General features: G+C 48.7%; 14 protein-coding genes and 1 CRISPR repeat array. Of the genes, 10 read left to right on the forward strand and 4 right to left on the reverse strand.

What is annotated here, in order from left to right:
- Positions 1–70 precede the first annotated feature (70 nt).
- Positions 71–1,366, forward strand: a complete 1,296-nt coding sequence (thiC, locus tag JW878_02205) for a phosphomethylpyrimidine synthase ThiC (GenBank protein MBN1761880.1) — start codon at positions 71–73, stop codon at positions 1,364–1,366.
- Here thiC and JW878_02210 read toward each other — a convergent pair.
- The 3 genes from JW878_02210 to JW878_02220 form a co-directional block, all read right to left on the reverse strand.
- Complete coding sequence (locus JW878_02210; GenBank protein ID MBN1761881.1) at positions 1,335–2,156, reverse strand: hypothetical protein; 822 nt, start codon at positions 2,154–2,156, stop codon at positions 1,335–1,337. The two genes, thiC and JW878_02210, sit on opposite strands and share 32 nt — an antisense overlap.
- Before the next feature lie 63 nt (positions 2,157–2,219).
- Positions 2,220–3,020 (reverse strand): MEMO1 family protein, encoded by an 801-nt coding sequence (locus JW878_02215; protein ID MBN1761882.1) that lies wholly within the window; start codon positions 3,018–3,020, stop codon positions 2,220–2,222.
- Between the two features lie 58 nt (positions 3,021–3,078).
- Positions 3,079–3,702 carry a 30S ribosomal protein S2 gene (locus tag JW878_02220; GenBank protein ID MBN1761883.1) on the reverse strand — a complete coding sequence of 208 codons (624 nt, stop codon included), beginning with the start codon at positions 3,700–3,702 and terminating at the stop codon, positions 3,079–3,081.
- Positions 3,703–3,750: 48 nt separating this feature from the next.
- Between JW878_02220 and ligA the strand changes: the two genes are divergently transcribed.
- The 9 genes from ligA to polX all read left to right on the forward strand — a co-directional run bounded on the left by ligA (position 3,751) and on the right by polX (position 14,638).
- On the forward strand, positions 3,751–5,799 hold the full coding sequence (gene ligA, locus JW878_02225) for an NAD-dependent DNA ligase LigA (GenBank protein ID MBN1761884.1): 2,049 nt from the start codon (positions 3,751–3,753) through the stop codon (positions 5,797–5,799).
- A gap of 184 nt (positions 5,800–5,983) precedes the next feature.
- Entirely contained in the window at positions 5,984–7,759 is a 1,776-nt protein-coding gene (locus tag JW878_02230; protein ID MBN1761885.1) for a hypothetical protein, read from the forward strand.
- Position 7,760: 1 nt separating this feature from the next.
- The gene (locus JW878_02235) at positions 7,761–8,372 is read left to right on the forward strand and encodes a hypothetical protein (GenBank protein MBN1761886.1); all 612 of its coding nucleotides are present in this window, start codon (positions 7,761–7,763) and stop codon (positions 8,370–8,372) included.
- 1 nt (position 8,373) lies between these two features.
- Positions 8,374–8,679, forward strand: coding sequence for a hypothetical protein (locus tag JW878_02240; GenBank protein ID MBN1761887.1), 306 nt, complete (start codon positions 8,374–8,376; stop codon positions 8,677–8,679).
- On the forward strand, positions 8,676–9,458 hold the full coding sequence (locus JW878_02245; protein ID MBN1761888.1) for a hypothetical protein: 783 nt from the start codon (positions 8,676–8,678) through the stop codon (positions 9,456–9,458). Before JW878_02240 ends, JW878_02245 begins: the two co-directional genes overlap by 4 nt.
- Entirely contained in the window at positions 9,455–10,111 is a 657-nt protein-coding gene (locus tag JW878_02250) for a hypothetical protein (GenBank protein MBN1761889.1), read from the forward strand. The genes JW878_02245 and JW878_02250 overlap by 4 nt, the downstream gene beginning before the upstream one ends.
- A gap of 60 nt (positions 10,112–10,171) precedes the next feature.
- A complete protein-coding gene (cas1, locus tag JW878_02255) occupies positions 10,172–11,170 on the forward strand; it encodes a CRISPR-associated endonuclease Cas1 (protein ID MBN1761890.1) in 999 nt (332 codons plus the stop codon).
- Between the two features lie 10 nt (positions 11,171–11,180).
- Positions 11,181–11,465 (forward strand): CRISPR-associated endonuclease Cas2, encoded by a 285-nt coding sequence (cas2, locus tag JW878_02260; GenBank protein ID MBN1761891.1) that lies wholly within the window; start codon positions 11,181–11,183, stop codon positions 11,463–11,465.
- Positions 11,466–11,591: 126 nt separating this feature from the next.
- Positions 11,592–12,805: a CRISPR direct-repeat array (repeat unit 36 nt; unit sequence GTTGCAAAAGCAGTCTACGAAAACAAGGATTGAAAC).
- A 102-nt stretch (positions 12,806–12,907) separates the two neighbouring features.
- The gene (polX, locus tag JW878_02265) at positions 12,908–14,638 is read left to right on the forward strand and encodes a DNA polymerase/3'-5' exonuclease PolX (protein ID MBN1761892.1); all 1,731 of its coding nucleotides are present in this window, start codon (positions 12,908–12,910) and stop codon (positions 14,636–14,638) included.
- 10 nt (positions 14,639–14,648) lie between these two features.
- Here polX and JW878_02270 read toward each other — a convergent pair.
- Positions 14,649–15,027, reverse strand: a 379-nt coding sequence (locus JW878_02270; GenBank protein MBN1761893.1) for a methionine adenosyltransferase, incomplete at its 5' end; no start/stop codon positions are given.

Raw genomic sequence — 15,027 nt, forward strand, 5'->3', positions numbered from 1 at the left:
AAGTTTATACAAAAAGCCTCAAAGTAATTAGTAACGTAACAGGAAGGAAAGAAAGAGAAACGCGTTAACCATGAGCAGTTTTGCCAGCGTCAAATGGGATGAGCACGAATTAGAGCGAGTGGCCGTAGCCGAAGGTACGAGCGTGGAGAAATTGCAAAGACTGCTCGACGCCGGGCGAGTGGTCATTCCGAGGAACGCAAAGCGAAGAGATGACGCTGGGAACCGGGCGATAGCGCTCAAAGCGATTGGCGAAGGTATGAGCACAAAGGTGAACGTGAATGTCGGGACGTCAAAAGACTACGTTAACCTTGATGACGAGGTAGAGAAGGCAAAAGTTGCGGTACACTACGGTGCGGACACAATAATGGACCTCTCGACCGGCGGCGACCTTGACGAAACGCGCAGGAGGATTTTGAAGGCAGAAGACGTGCCCATGGGGACGGTGCCGATCTATCAGGCGGCGTTAGAAAAGGCGGACGTACGAGCCGTTGTGGAGATGAGTTCGGACGACATGTTCAATGTCGTGCGGCAGCATGCGAAAGATGGCATAGACTTTGTTACGATCCATGCGGGTGTGAATCTCAATGCGCTGGAGCGCTTGGGACGTAGCGGGCGCATCCTGGACGTGGTGAGTCGCGGTGGCGCGTTTCTCATTGCCTGGATGATACACAACGACCGCGAGAATCCGTTTTACGCGGAATACGAGTATCTTCTGGAGCTCGCACGGGAGTACGAGTTGACGCTCAGCTTGGGCGACGGCATGCGACCAGGCTGTATTGCTGATGCTTCAGACCGCGCGAAATTCATGGAAGCCATTACGCTTGGCGAACTCGTAAGACGTGCCCGGGAAGCAGGCGTTCAGGCACTCGTTGAAGGCCCGGGGCACGTGCCCCTAGACGAGATAGAAGCGGCGGTGAAGGTAATAAAACAGGTTACGGATTTCGCACCGCTCTATCTCTTAGGACCGCTGGTCACGGACATCGCACCGGGCTACGACCATCTGGTGAGCGCAATCGGGGGCGCGGTTGCCGGCATGTACGGTGCGGATTTCCTCTGCATGGTTTCGCCCTCAGAGCATTTGGCGTTGCCCTCCGTGAAAGACATTAAGGAGGGCACGATCGTCACGAAGATAGCAGCGCACGTTGTGGACCTCGTAAAAGCGGGACAGCGCGACCGTGCGCGAGCAATAGACGCCGAAATGGCGCATGCACGTAAAAATCTGGATTGGAACCGGCAGTTTGAACTAGCGATTGATCACGAGGAAGCGCAGCGAATAAGAAAGAGCAGGCCTTCGGAAAGCGATGCATGCTCCATCTGTGGCGATCTGTGCGCGATCAAGTTAGTACGGGATTTTCTGAAGAAGTGACGAGTTTTAAAACGCCAGTCTTCGGCTCATAGCAGATCTCCTCCACAATAAGCTCCTCAATTAGTTCCTCTACCCACTCCGTTTTGAAACCCTGTGTCTTCAATGCGCTCACTAACCGCTCGCGTGCCACACCGCTCTTGCCCGCTTTCTTCAGTAGCCCGACTACCAGCTCCTTTGCCCTTGTGTGGTACTGCAGCCACATACGTGTTACGGCATTTATCGCCATGCTCGCAAAGGCGTCCAGTGTATCATCGTCAAGGGCATAATGCTCCTGAAGCTCTTTACCACCACCCCGACCCGAAAACTCGTTTGCCTCTTTATTTGGCAACGCTGAAGGGCTTATGCGCAATGCCTCTATCCGCTCCATTGTCCTCCGTGCGGTGTTCAGTATCCAGCCGTTTCTTACACGTTCCTCGACCGTTCCGACTTCTTCTGCTAGTAGCATAACTTTTGGTCTTGTTCCTGCGCTCTCACGTACGTGCACATTGCCTCGGAACGCGATAAAAGTCCTTTTACGCTCTGTATGTGCAGTTATATCGTCCCCAAGGATACGTCTGCTCGCGTAGAGAGAGAGCGTCGCAGTCAAGTCGTTTAGCTTGAGTCTGACTATGTTCCCTCGCGCCTCTACTTCTTCCACTTCCCCAACGCCAAAGAGCTTATTGCACCGTGCACCGGTGGGCGTGACGAGAAACGTACTTCCATCTTCTTGTACAATGAAATCGCTCTTCAAAAACTCGTCAAAAAAGACCCTGCAGGTCTGAAACACGTTTAGGTCTTTTCTGCTCTCCATAAGCACTACCTCCATCTCACGACACAGCACAGCACAAGCCATGAGGGATAGATAGATAAGTAATTACACGATGATAATGCCGCCGTAGCCCACGACACTGGACCGGTCACCGATGATGTCACCACTGGTCATGTATTTCGTCACCCGTCCTTCCGTTGCACCGAGTTTCTTCGCGGCGTGCATCATCGCAGCGATCTGATCAACGCCACATGCGGTCACGTTTCGTTCGTACACCCGCTTGTAGAACTTCGCCACGTCTAACGCTCTTATCGCCTCTATCACGTATTCGTCCTTCGCTCTCGCTATCGTGTCCGGTTCGTAGTGCGTGAAGTCCGAGGAAGCGAGAATGACCACTTTTTTATCGAATTGCGCGATCGTGTCTGCAAGATTCTCACCCACCTCTCTCGCAGTATCCATATCGATTAACCCGAAACTAATAGGAACAACGCGGAACGTTTTATCGAAGAGGAATTGAAGGAACGGGAGCTGAAGTTCTATGGAATGCTCGTAGCGATGCGCGGTTTCGTCCACGTCGATAATCCGTTTCGGGAGCGCATCGACGAATGCTTCGTCTACTTCCACCTCTCCCAACGGAGTCGCCCACGTTTCCCGTGAAACCGCAAGAACCGACCCGATACCCTGGTGATTCGTGCCGAGAATGACGAAGATGTCCGCGGGCGGTAATGCAGCGTAGACCGTCGCCGCTACGCCACCCGAATACAGATAGCCTGCATGCGGCACGACGGCACCGATAATAGCCTCGTTCTCTTCTCGGGGTACGTCGGAGAAAAATTCTCGTAGCTGTTTTTCCAATCGCCCCTTCTCGCCTTCATACCAGAAACCAGCTACTACCGGTCTTCTCATACTCGCCTTTTAGCTTATTTCAGCTTTTTTTTTAGCTTCCGCCTAGCTAGCGCATATATTATATTGCGGCTTCGAAATCCTCTGCAGTATAATCGAAGCTGAATTCGTCTTGGTTTCCAGCTTTACGATGCCGCTCCCGTAACATTTCGCGGGCAAGCAGCCAGTAAACGGTGGCAAGCGCCTTTCTACCTTTGTTATTCGTAGGAATGATAAGATCGATGGTAGAGGTAGAATTATTAGCGTCGCAGAGTGCCACGATGGGGATATTGACACTCACACCCTCTTTTAACGCCTGTTCATCGGTCATCGGATCGGTCACAATCAGTATGGAAGGCTCGATGAAGTACGCACTGCCAGGATTCGTTAACGTCCCGGGAATGAATCGCTCGACGATCGCCTTTGCTCCGGTAACCTTAGCGAACATGCTCACCGGATGATGTCCGTATTCGCGTGCGGATACAACCAGGATCGAAGCCGGATCGTAATGAGCCAAGAACTTCGCCGCTGTCCGCAGTCGCTGGTCCATCATCTTTATATCTAGCAGATACAAGCCGTCCGGTCTCGCCTGATAAATGAATCGCTTCATGTCGCCGGTCTTTTGCTGCGTACCGATATGAACGCCGCTCGCTAAGTAATCGGTACCGGGTATTAACGTCTCCTCTCTTTCCTTTTCCGCTGCCATAGTGAATTTACCTCTTTGTATTATTATTCCCGGACAAATATATAAATTATGAGCGGTGGGGGTGAAAAGGAAGCAGTAAAGAAGCATGTAGAGGATTTAAGGAAGGAGTTGCACTATCACAATTACCGCTATTACGTATTGGACGAGCCTGAGATCTCTGATGCCGAATACGATAGACTATTTCAGGAATTAGAGGAGCTCGAGCGCGCGCATCCCGAGCTGGTAACGCCTGATTCGCCAACGCAGAGGATCGGTGCGGAGCCGTTAGAGGAGTTCGGCACCTACGAGCACAGCATACCGATGCTGAGTTTGAAGAGTGTAACGGCCGAGGAGGACGTGCGAGACTTCGATGATCGAGTACGGAGGCTGCTGGGAGGCGAAGCGGTGATCGAGTATGTAGTGGAGCCGAAGATAGATGGATTGGCGATGGAGCTCGTGTACGAGAACGGCGTGTTCACCGTCGGCAGCACACGCGGAGACGGCACGATGGGCGAGAATATCACGCAGAATCTGCGGACGATAAAGACGATTCCGCTGCGTATCTTTTCGGACGATGACGTTGGTACGCCGGTATCCCTGCTGGAAGTGCGTGGTGAGGTTTACATACCGCTGCGTAAATTCAAAGCGTTGAACGCGGCATTAGGCGAGAAGGGTGAGAAGATGTTTGCCAACCCGCGGAATGCGGCTGCGGGCTCCGTAAGACAGCTCGATCCGAAGGTTACCGCTTCTCGACCGCTCGATTTCTTCGCGTACGGCGTTGGCCGGGCAGAAGGGCGGGAGTTTTCAGCACAGTGGGAGGTGCTGGAGTATCTCCAGCGGATAGGTTTCCGAGTGAGCCCATTGATACGGCGGTTTGAGCATATCGATGAGGTGCTTCACTACCATGACGTGGTGCAGGAAGAACGCGACGATCTGGATTACGAGATTGACGGCATCGTGGTGAAGGTGAACAGCATCGCGCAGCAGGAGACGCTGGGCGCGGTTTCTCGAAGCCCGAGATGGGCGATCGCATTCAAATTCCCGGCACGCGAGGAATACACACGCGTGAACGATATACTCGTGCAGGTGGGGCGGACGGGCGCACTCACACCGGTTGCGGTACTGGAGCCGGTGCAGATCGCAGGCGTGACGGTAAGTCGCGCAACCTTGCATAACGAGGACGAACTACGAAGGAAGGATGTCCGGATTGGCGATACCGTCGTGGTGGAGCGCGCGGGAGACGTGATCCCGGAAGTGGTGAGTGTGATACAGTCGAAACGTACGGGCGATGAGCGCGAGTTCCGGATGCCTGATCGATGCCCGGTCTGCGGTTCGGACGTGATAAAGGAAGGCCCTATTGTGCGCTGTATTGGCGTTGCCTGCAGCGCGCAGTTAAAGGAACGGATAAAGCATTTCGCGTCGTTACGTGCACTGAATGTCGAAGGACTGGGCGAGAAGGTAATCGAGCAGTTGGTCGATCGCGAAATGGTCTCAGACGCGGCTGATTTGTTCTTCTTAACGAGACGGGACCTCATGAAGCTGGAACGAATGGGCGACAAATCAGCGCGGAACATCCTGGCGGCACTCGAAACGAGCAAGCATACCACGTTTGCACGACTGCTCCACGCGTTGGGGATACGGCACGTGGGCGAGCATACCGCATCGCTGCTCGCGGCTCATTTCAAGGATATGGACGCGTTGCGAACTGCGGGTTACGAGGATTTGGTACGCATACCGGAGGTCGGCCCCGAGGTGGCGAACAGTATTCTGCTGTTCTTCGAGCAGGAGAGCACGAAGAAATTGTTGGAGAAATTGGAACGAGCGGGTGTGGAGTACGAAACGAAGGAAGTTGAAGGCGCAGAAGAGGAAGAAGGAGCGGAGAAAATACTGGAAGGGAAGACGTTTGTGTTCACCGGTCGCATCTCGATGCCGCGCGAGGAGGCAAAAGATATCGTCGAGCGGCTAGGCGGAACCGTGTCATCAAGTGTCTCGAAGAAGACGGATTATGTGGTCGCCGGCGAAGAGCCCGGGTCTAAGTTTGAGAAAGCAAGGAAGCTTGGGGTGATAATCATAGACGAAAAAGCGTTCAGAGAGCTGGTAAAGAACGTGGTACGTTAAATTAACCAATAATAGAGGGGTATACATCCACTACTCTGAATAAACGGGCATTTTTTAATAACACCCTCTCCGTTTGATATGGAATATATAATTTATACATGTAAATTTACAAAAAGCGGAAGTTTTATATACTTCCTTTCTTTTTGTCTGAACATGTGGAGGGGGCAAAGTTCGCTTATTAGAGATGTCTGACGAGTTAGTCCCGGAAATGCATGACATCCTAAAATTAGCAAAGAAACAAAAATTAAACAAAGACGGCGAGGAAGTCAACCCTCATTCTCAGCCCGAACTCCTGGTTAACCGACTCAGCACAAAAACATGGGAAGGGATTTGTAAACATCACCATGGCGAGGGATTTGAAACATGGCCAGATTCCCCCGATTTATTCGTTCTGGATATGGCTGATATTCTTGCAGCAGCCACCTCAAGAGCTTTTCAGTTTGGATACTATGAAAGATATGAAATTGATGACGAACCATTCAAATTGTGGAAAGATTATTTTGAAGATATAGAGAGAGGTCGTCATAACCGCCCGCTGGATATTGAAGAAGTCATAGAATTTGTTTCACGATCACCTTCAGCTGAAGACTACATCAGAAAATATGGACAACAGCTGTTGCACAGGGCAGAAGAGACAAAACTTGGAATTAACATAACAAGTTTAATGACGCATTCACTCTTGGCTGGTAAATTTTATAGGATTCTACGGCATTATAAACAAGAGGTTCCTTTAGATATATTAAGTGACAAAAGAAAAGTTGAGAATTTTGCTAAAAACATAGGTTGGAAGCTCACCATTTTAAAAATAAAAATTCATTTTCCTCAGAGTCCCGTACGTGCTCGTGATATGAATGTATTCAAGATATTAGAAGATTTTGTGGATGATATAAAAACAGAATTTCAAGACAATGTGCTATTTAGCACATCAAACGAACTGCGTCTCGTGTCTCCCGTGGGAGGTGACGTTTTTGAATCTATAAAAAAGAAAGCTAAGGAAGTTGGTTTTTGGCTGGATATAAGGCAAGATGACAAACGAATTAACGAATTAAATTTGGAGGAAATAGGACATCCCTCGTCGGAATATCCATCTTTATCCCCCGATATTGGGCCACGGATTTGTGAAGTTTGCCAAATGGCCAGCGGAACAAGAGACTGGGTCACAGACACTTTAACGGAGCACCTTTGTGAGAAATGCTACAGTATCCGAGAATTGGGCGCACGATTACCGAAGATCGGTGATTGGGAAGAGTCCACCGAAAATCCGAAGGTTGCCTATTTAAAGATTTTATTGGACGTGGAAGAACTTGTAAGCACTCTCAAAGGTCTCTACTTCGAATATATTGGCCATTTTGGCATCCAAATGGCAGAAAAGAGATCGAAAATCCGATTTCCTGTTATTGCCGAGTTTCAAGGAGATTACGATGCGTTTTTGTCAACGTTAGAGACTCGCATCGCTGCGGAATATGGAGAAGCGAGTATCCAAAAAATTCTGGGAGATTTCTTCTGCATAAAAGTCGAAGAAGAGAGGGAAATAAAGAAGCTCTTGGAAATTTATGGCTCCACATTCAAAGAGTGTTTTCCAAAGTTCATGCCAAACTCTCCGATTAAATTATCCGTAACATGCGCAAACGTGAAGTTCCCCTTCATCTGGAATTGGAAACTCTTGGAAAAGCCAAAGGAGGAAGTTAACGTGAGCCTTATTGGAAAGGGAGAAATGAATTTAAAGCTGAAGCAACTTGATGAACTGTTTAATATGCGATTACCAAGTCGAAAGCTTCTTATTGATCTCTCGAAAGCTGCTGAAATTTCAAAGAAGCTGGCGTGGGTTATGCTCAACGATAAAGGAGATAGAAGGGCTAGAAGGACTTATAGAGAATTCGAGGGGTTTAGAAGGGCGATAACTTCTTCTGGAATCGATTATGATAGCATTCTAGTTTTTGCGAAAATGATGGGGAGCTAACATGGAATTCATCAAATATAGGTTAACATCTGATATGCTCTGCATGGGCGAGAGAATAAAGAAGGGAACTTTTAGACCGACAATTAGAACAATTCCGTATACTCAGATTACCGGCGCTTTAAAGGCGGTCTTTGGAGACAATGATATTCACGCGGTAGGGCATCTCGTTGAGGATAAAAAGCATAATAAAGTCGATTACCTTACGTATTCACCACGAGATCGCGGCATTGAAACGAGTAAATTGCCACTGACTATCGAGTTTTTAACGGGTGTCCTGGGGAGCATCTATATAGTGAAAAATGAAGTTACAAAGGATTTCGCGGAAGAATTTGAGATTCGCATGGGAGCAATGAAATCCAGAGGATTTGGATTATGCACTCTAAAAAAATTAACAGAATTAAACGATTCTAGACCGGAAAGAGACAGAGGCGTTTTGAATACACGTATTCCAGAAGAGCATTTAGAAACGTTTGGGGTAAGTGGAGTCATAAAACCTGTTTACGGATTTCTGTTTAAACCACTATCAGATACTTCGGGAGTCTATGTAAGATCTCTCTTTGAAGGGAGCGAAATTGCAGGCCCTAAGTTTTTGTTGGAACACGGAGGCAAATAATATGGATGTGATTGAAGAGTTGGTAGAGGAAATAAAGAAAGATACGAAAATACAAAGAACGCGATTCAACTCGAATTTTCTGAACAACGTTGGAGAAGTCTTTGAGCGGCATGGATTTGGAGTTACGAGGACATTCCTCATAGAAAAGCGAGGGAAACAGGGTTTAAGGTTTCAAGCCGATGCTTTGTTAGGCGTCATCGAGAAATTTGAGAAAAATGAGAAAATCCAACAAAACCGCTCAATAGGACGTTACATCATCAAGACACTCATTAGTCTCAAAGTAGTTGAAAGGGGGGAGGAAAGATGATTGAGGAAGAGAAATATGAAATTGTGGTGAAAACAAAGGAGCCGTTTCGCGTTGGTGGCACGAAAGATCCGCTTTCGGGGGCGGAAAATCCAGTGACTGTAGTCGGAGGTCGTGTGGTTATCCCAGGGCCGTCGCTGAAAGGAGCTTTAAGAGCAGAAGTGGAGCGCTACTTGGTAGAGATGTACTATGATAAAGCGAATGAGGGGTGGCCCGCTGAAAAAAGGCCACTACAGCCATGTATCCCGGCACCGAGTTTATCACCAGATGAAAAGGAACTGGTAAAGAAGCAGCGGTACCGTGGTGATGCCTGTCATTATCCCTGTAAACAAAAATGTGGTAACGAAGACCACATGATTTGTCCCGCATGTTATCTACTGGGTGCACAGGGACTCAATGGTTTTTTAAGAGTTCCGTTTTTGTATTCTGAGGTCTCTGCGGGAGAACTGTATTCTACAAGGATAGACCGTGCAAAAGGCGTCGTCGCAGAGAGTGCTAACAGGCGTTTTCAAGTCGTACCTGATAGTTCTGTTTTTAAAGGAGTCTTAACGATAGTCAAGAACGATTTTGTCCGAGGCTTAGAGTTCGGCAAACCACGGGTATTAAGGGAGAGGACTGCAGGTGATAGATGGTTAGAATTAGGTGAATGGAATACCAAGCAGATCATAGATAAACTAGTTCTCGAAAGACTCAAGAATATCAAACTTTTGGGCGGCTTCAAGTCAAAGGGCTTCGGAGGGGTAGAAATAACAGTAACTAGGATAACAGTACCTCAGGGATGAACCTTAAGACTCTTTATCTCACACTAAAAACATCAGAAGCCGTAAAAGAAGATGCCGCGAAGCTCCGAGGTTACATAGCCAACCAGTTCAAGGAGTACCCGATTTTACACCACCACATCGAAGACATAGGCTATTTGTACACCTACCCGCGCGTGCAGTACAAGCTATTGGAAGGCACACCGGTTATTTTAGGAATAGAAGAGGGTGTGGGGGTTTTAAAGAACATCTCAGACGATATAAGCGAATTGAAGTTGGGAAAGAGCGTGTATAACGTGGAAAGCATACAGATGACGCAGATGAGCGCGGAGTTCGGAGCATGCAGAGAGAATCATCATTATAAAATCGTAACGTCGTGGCTCGCCTTGAATCCTTCAAATTACGAGAAGTACAAGGAGATGTATGACTGGAAAGAGAAGAAGGAGTTTTTGAATGGCATCCTCGTCGGCAATATCCTCTCGATGTGCAAGAGTTTGGATTATGTCGTCACCCGTAAGCTGTACGTGCATTCACGCTTAGATGAAGAAAAAGTGGAGTATAAAGCTATTCCACTGATAGGTTTTACGGGCGAGTTTCGTGTGAATTTTGAGATACCCGATTTCTTCGGACTGGGAAAGGGCGTTTCGCAAGGGTTCGGTGTGGTTAAAGCGTTTTGATTGCCAGAGTTTTTGTTTCATTTTCTTATTACGCTCCATGAGGGAGTTAGGGGGGAGTAGATGATAGAACGACGTCTCCGTAATATTGTGGTATCGGGGTTTGGGAGCAAGGTTTTCCGAGAGAACGAATTGATGAAGATACTTACAGAGGATGGAGAGCAGATCAAGGTCTCGCCGCGGGAAGTGGAACAGGTGATAATAGCAGGTGCGGCCTCTGTAACAAGTGGCGTGGTTAGGCTGTTGCTGGAGAATAACGTGGATCTGGTGTTTGTTGGCCACAGACCAACTAATTTCTTCGCACGAGTTGTCAGGAGTGATTACAACATGATAACAGAGCTGTGGCGGAAGCAGATCCTGCTCTCCGAGGGGCGACGGTTACAAATAGCGAAAGAGCTTATGGATTGCGCACTTTACAATAAGGTGCGACTTCTGCAAAGTTTGGCGAAGAATAGAGACGTTGACTTTGATAAGGAGATCGCATATATCACCAGTCGAAGGAAGAATTTACCGGAGATAAACGCGAATGAGAGATTAATGGGTCTCGAAGGAGACGCAACGAAGACGTATTTTGGAGCGTTACGAAAGATAATACCCAAGGAGTTCGGATTCGTGAAACGGGAACGGCACCCGCCACGAGACCCAATGAATTCGATGCTCAGCTACGGGTACACAGTATTGAAGTCTCGGGTTGAATATGGCTTGCTGCGATCGGGATTGAATCCTTACGAGGGTATTTTGCATGTCGCATATCGTAACCGACCAGCGTTAAGTTTCGATTTGATGGAAGAGTTTCGACAACCTATTGTTGATCGCGTGGTGATGACACAGATCTCTCAGAAACAGGTACACGCAGAGGATTTTGACCGGAAGGAAGAGATGTGCTATCTGTGTGAAGGGATAAAGAAGAAGTTTCTTGAGGCCTTGTATCATCGGTTTGATGATGCATACACTTATCGGGGCGAGCGTTTACCTTTTTTGGACATCATCTTCGAACAGGCAAAGCTGTTAGCACGGGCAATAGGAAACGAGGAGCAATTCGAAGGGTTTAGGTATCGGTGACTGACTGGCGATGAAAAAAGAACGGTACATCTATGTTGTTTACGACATCGAAAATAATCCAACACGGACTTTTCTCTCCAGACGGCTCGCTTATTATGGATTGCGTCGCGTGCAGTATAGCGTATTCAACGGCGTAGTGCCGTTACACGATAAGGAAGCGCTCGTAAGGGAGATAAACGAGCTTGAATTGGACGAGGAAGATAAGATTCATGTGATAGATCTCTGCGAGGGTTGTAGGCGTGAGGCGATAATAATAGGGAAGATGCCCGAAGTTAGGGAGCATGTAGTCATTTGACTATTTGGCTGGTGACGTGTCATGGTATTTATCACTTTCCCGTTAACGCTGACCAGCCAAGCATATCGAAAAGCATAAATATCGGGAGAACATACGTGAAACTGAGAACAAAGTAAAATTTTGAGAGTTGCAAAAGCAGTCTACGAAAACAAGGATTGAAACAAATTTTCTCGTGCTGTTTGATGAAGAGGAGATGAAGAAGTTGCAAAAGCAGTCTACGAAAACAAGGATTGAAACCCGATACGGTAACAGCATCAAGGGTGTCGGAAATGGGTTGCAAAAGCAGTCTACGAAAACAAGGATTGAAACTTCTTGGCGGATACGTGGATTATGTGGCGGCAGATCGAGGGGTTGCAAAAGCAGTCTACGAAAACAAGGATTGAAACAGTTGCGGTGGCGGCGCTGACTGCCAGCGGCAGCCCGGGTTGCAAAAGCAGTCTACGAAAACAAGGATTGAAACACTACGTCAATATCAATGTGAAAGGTAGCCGCGATAAGTTGCAAAAGCAGTCTACGAAAACAAGGATTGAAACTAACTTTTATGTTTTTGTACTTTGACCCCCATTCCCTTCTTGGTTGCAAAAGCAGTCTACGAAAACAAGGATTGAAACCCGCAATACTCATCCTATACCGCGGCAGGCGCAGAGTTGCAAAAGCAGTCTACGAAAACAAGGATTGAAACAAGAGCCATAGGGGTTAGGGCGATCTCGATAGTCCACCGTTGCAAAAGCAGTCTACGAAAACAAGGATTGAAACCTTGCTCATAGAAGTTTTCTGTACCGACTTGTGCACAGTTGCAAAAGCAGTCTACGAAAACAAGGATTGAAACTGGAACTATGCATTTGATATCTAAGTTGAGAGCTTCTTGTTGCAAAAGCAGTCTACGAAAACAAGGATTGAAACTTCGCTATAGTGTTTGATGTCGCCCTCGCTATCGTAGAGTTGCAAAAGCAGTCTACGAAAACAAGGATTGAAACCATCCAATACCACAATTAGGGCATTCGAGAGTACTAAGTTGCAAAAGCAGTCTACGAAAACAAGGATTGAAACGTGGTGTCCTGCTAGCAGAGCACCAGGGAAATTTAGTTGCAAAAGCAGTCTACGAAAACAAGGATTGAAACTGTTTTCTTCGGTTCAAACGGTTTAGTACCTCCTCTGTTGCAAAAGCAGTCTACGAAAACAAGGATTGAAACTCTAGCTTTCTCCTTCAGGGCTTGCACCCTTCTTTTCACGGTTGCAAAAGCAGTCTACGAAAACAAGGATTGAAACAGAACACCTAGCTCGACAGCACGGATGCTTTCCACGTTGCAAAAGCAGTCTACGAAAACAAGGATTGAAACGCGCTATCATACATACTTCTGCAGGCGCGTATCATTCGAGGGAAGAAATGCGGGCTTCCCGATAATTTAAATATGCTAAGAGTACGTTAGCAATAGTAAGAGATGCACAACCTCGACATCGCACGAATCTTCAACGAGATTGCGGATATTCTGGAAGTGAAAGGCGAGAACGCGTTTAAGATACGCGCGTACCGCAAGGCCGCGCTGACGATCGAAACACTCACCCAGGACTTAACGGTGATCGCAGAACGAGGCGGCGTGAAAGAGCTGAAGCAGATCCCGGGAATCGGCGAGGGCATTGCGAGGAAGATCGTTGAGATCGCAGAGACCGGCGATTGCAAGAAGCACCGCGAGTTGAAACAGGAAATGCCGTCGGAGTTGCTCGAGCTTCTGGCCATACCGCGTGTCGGCCCGAAGACGATCGCGAAGGTGCATCAGGAGCTCGGTATAACGAATATAGTGGAGCTGGAGCAAGCTGCGAAATCGCATCAGTTAGCAGGTATCCCGGGATTCGGCGCCAAGGTCGAGGAGAACATTCTGAAGGGGATAGCGCAATACCGGAGTTATCAAGGCCGTGCATTGCTCTCTGTCGCGCTTCCCTACGCCGAATCGATAGTAAACGAACTGAAAAAGTTAGATGCCGTGGAGCAGATACTGATTGCAGGCAGTTTGCGACGGATGCGTGAGACGATCGGCGATATAGACATACTGGTCGTCTCAAAACGGCCGAACGAGGTGATGGATGCGTTCACGACTCTTGACGGTGTGGAGGACGTGATCGCAAAGGGCGAGACGAAATCCTCTATCATCATCAACGGTATAAACGCGGACGTGCGTGTGGTGGAGGCGGTTTCATTCGGTGCCGCGGCACATTATTTCACGGGCTCCAAGCACCATAACGTGCGAATACGGGAGTTAGGCGTGAAGAAGGGGCTGAAGATAAACGAATACGGCGTCTTCCGCGGTGATGAGCGGATCGGCGGTGAGCACGAGGAGGACGTCTTCGCGAGCGTCGGGCTCTCGTACGTTCCTCCTGAGCTGCGTGAGGATCGGGGCGAGGTAGAAGCCGCGAAGAAGGGCAAAATACCGAAACTGATTGAGATAAGCGATCTCAAGGGCGATTTGCACGTGCATACCAACTGGAGTGACGGGCGGGACAGCGTAGAGGAGATGGCGAACGCTGCTGTAGCTCTGGGCTATGTGTATATTGCCGTGGCCGACCATTCGCCTGCCGTGGGCGTTGCAGGTGGCTTGAACGAGGAGAAGATACCGAAGCGGCTGGATGAGATCGAAAAGGTGAACACGCGATTCGAAGAAGCTGGAGTTAGGTTCAGAGTGCTCAATGCAGTCGAGGTAGATATAAAGTCTGATTTCTCTCTGGACTTCTCTGATGTAATCTTAGAAGCTCTGGACGTGGTCGTGGGTGCAGTCCACTCGAAATTTTCGCAAGACCGCCCGACGATGACGAAACGGATCGTCACCGCAATGGAGAATCCCAACGTAGATATCATTGCGCACCCTACCGGCAGGCTATTAGGAAAGCGGGACCCGTACGAAGTGGATATGGAGCAGCTCATGACGGCTGCGAAGGATACGGGAACCATGCTCGAGCTGAATTCGTTCCCGACTCGGCTTGACCTCAACGATCTCCACTGCAAGATGGCGAAGGATTACGGTGTTTTAGTCGCCATCTCTACGGATGCGCATGCAACCACACAGATGCGGGATGTGCGGCGGTACGGCGTAGCCACTGCCCGGCGTGGCTGGCTTGAACCAACGGACGTGCTCACTACGAGAGGTCTGGAAGAGCTACTGAAAAGCGTGAAGCATTAATTTAATTAGGTTAGAATGTTCTTAATTCTCCCTTCACCGCCTTCTTCGTGATCTCCGCTACGCTCGAGAGCCCTTCGTCGATGATGCGCCGCACCTTCTTCTCCATCCATTCACGGTTTACGCCGCTCAGCGGGATGATCTGCGCGGTTGCGACCTTCGGATCGTCGATCCGTCTGCCGATCTCCGAGAGGATCTGGAGTCGCACTTCGCGAATCCCATCGACGTTCCCCACGATCTCCGCGGCTATCCGGTTGGCGAGCAAGTTGTAGATCTTGCCCGTGTGGTTGATGGGATTCTTTCCCGCGGTTGCTTCCAGGCTCATCGGTCTGTTGGGCGTAATGAGTCCGTTGCACCGGTTACCACGACCCGTCGCGCCGTCGTCACCCATC

It is taken from the genome of Methanomicrobia archaeon (genome assembly GCA_016930255.1).
Lineage (GTDB): Archaea > Halobacteriota > Syntropharchaeia > Alkanophagales > Methanospirareceae > JACGMN01.

Excerpts from the sequence above, each read along its gene's own strand:
- ligA (MBN1761884.1), top strand. The coding sequence starts at position 3,751 with ATGAGCGGTGGGGGTGAAAAGGAAGCAGTAAAGAAGCATGTAGAGGAT.
- thiC (MBN1761880.1), top strand. The coding sequence starts at position 71 with ATGAGCAGTTTTGCCAGCGTCAAATGGGATGAGCACGAATTAGAGCGA.
- JW878_02250 (MBN1761889.1), top strand. The coding sequence starts at position 9,455 with ATGAACCTTAAGACTCTTTATCTCACACTAAAAACATCAGAAGCCGTA.
- JW878_02215 (MBN1761882.1), bottom strand. The coding sequence starts at position 3,020 with ATGAGAAGACCGGTAGTAGCTGGTTTCTGGTATGAAGGCGAGAAGGGG.
- polX (MBN1761892.1), top strand. The coding sequence starts at position 12,908 with ATGCACAACCTCGACATCGCACGAATCTTCAACGAGATTGCGGATATT.
- cas2 (MBN1761891.1), top strand. The coding sequence starts at position 11,181 with ATGAAAAAAGAACGGTACATCTATGTTGTTTACGACATCGAAAATAAT.
- JW878_02245 (MBN1761888.1), top strand. The coding sequence starts at position 8,676 with ATGATTGAGGAAGAGAAATATGAAATTGTGGTGAAAACAAAGGAGCCG.
- JW878_02230 (MBN1761885.1), top strand. The coding sequence starts at position 5,984 with ATGTCTGACGAGTTAGTCCCGGAAATGCATGACATCCTAAAATTAGCA.
- JW878_02235 (MBN1761886.1), top strand. The coding sequence starts at position 7,761 with ATGGAATTCATCAAATATAGGTTAACATCTGATATGCTCTGCATGGGC.
- cas1 (MBN1761890.1), top strand. The coding sequence starts at position 10,172 with ATGATAGAACGACGTCTCCGTAATATTGTGGTATCGGGGTTTGGGAGC.
- JW878_02220 (MBN1761883.1), bottom strand. The coding sequence starts at position 3,702 with ATGGCAGCGGAAAAGGAAAGAGAGGAGACGTTAATACCCGGTACCGAT.
- JW878_02240 (MBN1761887.1), top strand. The coding sequence starts at position 8,374 with ATGGATGTGATTGAAGAGTTGGTAGAGGAAATAAAGAAAGATACGAAA.
- JW878_02210 (MBN1761881.1), bottom strand. The coding sequence starts at position 2,156 with ATGGAGAGCAGAAAAGACCTAAACGTGTTTCAGACCTGCAGGGTCTTT.